This window comes from Cryptosporangium sp. NPDC051539, from assembly GCF_044454545.1.
Classification (GTDB): Bacteria; Actinomycetota; Actinomycetes; order Mycobacteriales; family Cryptosporangiaceae; genus Cryptosporangium.
In genome coordinates this window covers 1-5,687 of sequence record NZ_JBITDV010000033.1, presented here as the reverse complement: position 1 = coordinate 5,687, position 5,687 = coordinate 1, and the positions used below count along the sequence as shown (strand labels likewise).

Here is a 5,687-nt window from a genome sequence, read left to right as displayed (position 1 = left end):
CCGGACGGCAGATTCACCACGACCGGCGCGACCAGCGACTCGTCACTGGCGATCGCCGCGTCGAACAACCGCAACCCGGCCGCGGTCTCGATCGGCGGAAGACCCGACGCGGTCATCCGGCGGACGAAGGCGTCGTCCAGCCCTTCGGTGGACTCCGTTCCCTGGGCCCAGAGGCCCCAGGTCAGCGAGAGACCGGGGAGCCCGAGGCGGCGACGCTCGTGCATCAACGCGTCCAGCGCGGCGTTCGCCGCGGCGTAGTTGCCCTGGCCGGGAGTGCCGACCAGGCCCGACAGCGACGAGAACACGACGATCGGCTTGTCACCGACCAGTTCGTGCAGGTGCTGCGCCGCCTCGATCTTCGGCCGGAGCGCGATGTCGAGACGGCCGGGCGTCAGCGCCTCGATCGGGGAGTCGTCGAGTACCGCGGCCGCGTGCACGACCGCGTCCACCGGGTGCTGGGCCAGCACGGCGGCCAGTTGCTGCCGATCGGCGGCGTCACACGCGACGATCGTGACGTCGGCGTCGAGCTCGGTCAGGTCCGCCGCACCGGGTGCGTCCGGGCCCCGGCGGCTGGTCAGCACCAGCCGCCGAATTCCGCGATCCACCAGGTGGCGGGCCAGTTCGCGGCCGAGCCCTCCGGTGCCGCCGGTGATCAGCACGGTGCCGCCCAACGGCTGCGGCACGGTCAGCACGATCTTGCCGGTGTGCTTGGCCTGGCTCATCAACCGGAACGCGTCCCGGGCCCGCCGCACGTCGTACGTCGTGACCGGCAGCGGCCGGAGGGCCCCGGTGACGAACAGCTCGTCGAGCATCTCCCGAAGGACGTCCGGTCCGGCGTCCAACAGATCGAACCAGTGGTACTCGATCCCCGGCAGCGACTCCGCCTCCCGGATGTCGAGCTTCCCGATCTCCACGAACCGGCCCCCCGGACGCAACAACCCCACCGACGCATCCACGAACTCGCCGGTCAGACTGTTGAGCACCACATCCACCGGCGGGAACGCCTCGGCGAAGTCCACGTTCCGGGACGACGCGATGTGATCGTCGTCCAAACCGAGGCCCCGCAGCACGGGCCACTTGGGCTCACTCGCGGTCGCGAACACCTCCGCACCCACCTGCTGGGCCAGGGCGATCGCCGCCATTCCCACACCACCCGCACCGGCGTGGATCAGCACCTTCTCCCCGGCCGCCAACCCGGCCAGCCGGTTCAGCCCGTAGGAGGCGGTCAGGAACGCCACCGGCACGGTCGCCGCCTGCTCGAAACTCCAGTCGTCCGGAACCGGCAGCAGCATCGACTCGCTCGACACCGCGATCGGGCCGAATCCGCCGTCGGTCAGCCCGGTCACCCGGTCACCCGGGCGGACCCGCGTGACGTCGGCTCCGACCTCCAGCACGACCCCGGCGGCTTCGCCGCCCATCGCCCCGACGAGATCCTGGTACCAGCCCAACGCTCCCAAGCCGTCGAGCACGTCGCGGAAGTTCACGCCGGCCGCCCGCACCCCGATCCGGACCTGGTGCGGGGTGAGCGGCTCCAGCACCTCCGGGCACGGCAGGAGCTCCAGCGCCTCGATACTGCCCTTGTTCCGGCTGCCGAGCCGCCAGGCCGGCACGTCGGGGGGCAACAGCCCGCCGGAGCCCAGCGCCACCAGCCGCGGCACGTAGAAGCCGCCGTCCCGGATCGCCACCTGCGGCTCGCCGAGCGCACCGAGCGCCGGGAGGTACTCCGCGAGCGCGTCCGGCCGGTCGGCGTCCACCAGCAGGATCCGGCCCGGATTCTCGCCCTGCGCGGCACGGACGAGGCCCCACACCGCGGCACCGGCGACGTCCACGGCCTCGGCCGGCTCGATGCCGACCGCCCCCGCGCTGACCAGCACGAGCCGCGCCCCGGCGCATCGCTCGTCGGTCAGGAATTCCTGGAGCAGGGCCAGCACCCGCGCGGTTTCGGCGGAAACGGTGCCCGGACGGATCCGTGCGGAGATCACCGGGGGTACGTCGTCCAGCTCGCTGACCGACGAGGAGATCTCCACGACGTCCGGCACCGCGTCCACGACGTCCGGATCCGGCAGCCTGGTCCAGTTCACCCCGTACAAACTGTCGGGGGTGCGCGCGGGCGTGAACCGGCCCGTCGGGATCGGACGCAGCGTCAGCGCACCGGCGGTGAGGACGGCCGCACCGGCCGGGTCCCACGCCGTGAGAGCCACCGCGTCCGGACCGGTCGTGGTCAGCCGCACCCGCAGCGACGTCGCGCCGCCGGCGTGCAGAGCGACGTCCTGCCACGAGAACGGCAGGCGCCCCGCGTCGGTCGGCTCGAGGGCGGCGAACGCGATCGCGTGCAACGCCGCGTCGAGCAGCGCGGGATGAATACCGAACGTCGAGGTCCCCTGGTCGGGCAGGGACACGTCCGCGTAGACCGTGCCCTCGGGGTCGCGCCACGCGGCCCGCAGGCCCTGGAAGACCGGGCCGTAGACCAGGCCGTCCGCGGCGAGCTGGTCGTAGACACCGTCCACCGGGAGGGCGTCGGCGCCGGGCGGCGGCCAGGCTTCCCCCGAGGCAGGTGCCACCTGACCGCTTTCCGCGGTCAGCACACCGGTCGCGTGCAGGGTCCAGGCGTCGTCGTCCACGGATTCGGACGGACGCGCGTAGATGCCGATCTCCCGGCTGTCCTGCTCGTCCACCACTCCTACCGAGACCTGCAACGCCATCGCGGACCGCTCGTCCAGCACCAGCGGCGCCGTGAGCGTGAGCTCGCGGACCACCTCGCAGCCCACCTCGTCACCGGCGCGGACGGCCAGCTCCAGGAAGGCGGTGCCGGGGAAGAAGATCTCGCCGCCGACCCGGTGATCGGCCAGCCACGGCTGCGCGGCCAGCGAGAGCCGTCCGGTCAGCACCGTTCCCCCGGCGCCCGCCAGGCCGATCGCGGCGCCGAGCACCGGGTGCTTGGCCGTGTGCAGCCCCAGCCCGCGGGCATCGCCGCCGGACCGCGTCCCGCTCGGCCAGTAGTGCTCGTGCTGGAACGCGTACGTCGGCAGATCGACCCGAGGGGCCGGTGGCAGCACCGGGCTCCAGTCGACGCTCGCACCGCGCACGTACAGCCCGGCGACGGCCTCGAGCAGGGTCGCGGGCTCGTCCCGGCCGGAGCGCATCGTGGGGATGCCGTCCTCGACCAGGGCGGAGAGGACCGCGTCGGGACCGATCTCGACCACCACCGAGCCGGCCAGCCGACCGGCGATCTCGCTGAAGCGCACCGGACGACGCACCTGCTGCACCCAATACTCCGCGTCGGTCGCGGATCCGTCGGCGAGGACGACGGGGATCCGGGGTTCGGAGTAGGTCAGCGTGGTCGCGACCGCACGGAACTCCTCCAGCATCGGCTCCATCAGCGGGGAGTGCGAGGCGTGCGAGATCGTCAGGTGCCGCGACCGGACTCCCAGCGCCGCCACCACGTCCTCCACCGCGGACTCGACGCCGGAGAGCACCACCGAGTCGGCCGCGTTGATCGCGGCGATCGCCACCTCGTGCTCCCGGCCTGCCAGCAGCGGCAGGATGTCGGCTTCGGCGGCGTTCACCGCGACCATCGCTCCGCCCTCGGGCAACGCCTGCATCAGCCGCGCCCGCGTCCCCACCAGCGTGCAGGCATCCGCCAGCGACCACACCCCGGCGACGTAGGCGGCGGTGAGCTCACCGATCGAGTGCCCGCCGACCGCCGCGGGCCGGATGCCGAAGGACTCCAGCAGCCGGACCAGCGCGACCTCGACCGCGAACAGCAGCCGCAGGGTCCACCCGAGCTGGTGCAGCGACGGGTCGGTCAGCGCGGACCGGTCCAGGCCGAACTCGTCGAGCACCTCGTCGAGGGCCGCACCGAACACCGGATACCGGTCGGCGAGGCTCAGGCCCATCCCCAGGTACTGCGAGCCACCGCCGGTGAACACCATCGCCACCGAGGGGGCACCCAACGCCTCACCGACGACCGTCCGGGGTCCGGGCCGCCCATCGGCCACGGCCTCCAGGCCGGCCACCAATTCGTCCGGCGACGTGGCCACCATCACCGCGCGGTGTTCGAACGCCGACCGGGTGGTCGCTGCCGAGAACGCCAGGTCGGCCAGCGGCAGGTCACCGGCCACGGCCGCCAGCCGGGCGGCCTGCCCGGCGAGAGCCGCCTCGGACCGGGCCGAGAGCAGCACCGGCACGACACCGGGGGCTTCCGGGGAGGCCGGGGCCGGCGACGCGGGTCCCTCTTCCAGGATGACGTGCGCGTTCGTGCCCGAAATCCCGAACGACGACACCCCCGCCCGGCGCGGATGCCCCTCCGGGTCCCAGGCCTGCGCCGACGTCAACAGCTCCACCGCACCGGCATGCCAGTCCACATGGGACGTCGGAGCGTCGACGTGCAACGTGCGCGGTAGCGTGCCGTGACGCATCGCCAGCACCATCTTGATCACACCCGCCACCCCGGCGGCGGCCTGGGTGTGGCCGAGGTTCGACTTGATCGAACCCAGCCACAACGGCGTCTCCCGGTCCGCACCGTAGGTGGCGAGAAGCGCCTGCGCCTCGATCGGGTCACCCAGGGTCGTCCCGGTGCCATGACCCTCGACCGCGTCCACCTCGGACGGCCGCAACCCGGCCACGGCCAGCGCCTGCCGGATCACCCGCTGCTGCGACGGACCGTTCGGCGCCGTCAGCCCGTTCGACGCACCGTCTTGGTTCACCGCCGAACCACGCACCACCGCCAGCACGCGGTGACCGTTGCGCTCCGCGTCCGACTGGCGCTCCAGCAGCAGCAGACCGACGCCCTCACTCCAGTTGACGCCGTCGGCGGCGTCGGCGAAGGACTTGCACCGTCCGTTGCCCGCGAGCCCGCCCTGGGCGCTGAAGTCGATGAACGCGGCCGGGCCGGCCATCACGGTGACGCCACCGGCCAGCGCCAGCGTGCACTCGCCGTTGCGCAGGGCCTGTGCGGCCATGTGCATCGCGACCAGCGACGACGAGCAGGCGGTGTCGACCGTGATCGCCGGGCCCTCCAAGCCGAGGAGGTAGGCGACCCGGCCGGTCGCGACGCTGCCCGCGGTGCCGGTGCCGAGGAAGTTCATGGTCTCGGCCGGGAACTGCCCGCTGTACCCGTAGTCGTGGTACATGACGCCGGCGAACACTCCGGTCCGGCTGCCGCGCAGTGACGCCGGGTCGATGCCGGCCTGCTCGAACGTCTCCCACGAGACTTCCAGCAGCAGACGCTGCTGGGGGTCCATCGCGAGCGCTTCACGGGGCGAGACGCCGAAGAACCCGGGATCGAACTCCCCCGCCTCGTGCAGGAACCCGCCTTCCTTGACGTAGGAGTGGCCGCGGTGCTCCCGGTCCGCCGAGTACAGATCGGCCAGGTCCCAGCCCCGGGTGGTGGGGAACGGCGTGATGCCGTCGCCGCCGTCGGCCAGCAGCTGCCACAAGTCGTCCGGCGACGACACCCCGCCGGGATAACGGCAGGCCATTCCGACGATGACGATCGGGTCGTCGGTCGTGGTGGTGACCGTGGCCGGGACCAGGGTGCCGTCGGACTGACCGAGCAGTTCGCTGCGGACGAACGCCGCGAGCCGCTGGGGGGTCGGGTGGTCGAAGATCAGCGTCGCGGTCAGCCGCAGCCCGGTCGCCGCGTTGATCCGGTTACGCAACTCGATCGCGGTCAACGAATCGAAACC

The 5,687-nt window shown here is 72.6% G+C and carries 1 protein-coding gene; it reads right to left on the bottom strand.

Features of this window, described 5'->3' with window-relative positions; all coding sequences use genetic code 11:
* The coding region (locus ACIBZJ_RS43150) for an SDR family NAD(P)-dependent oxidoreductase (protein ID WP_395939423.1) at positions 1 to 5,687 on the bottom strand (5,687 nt) is incomplete at both ends.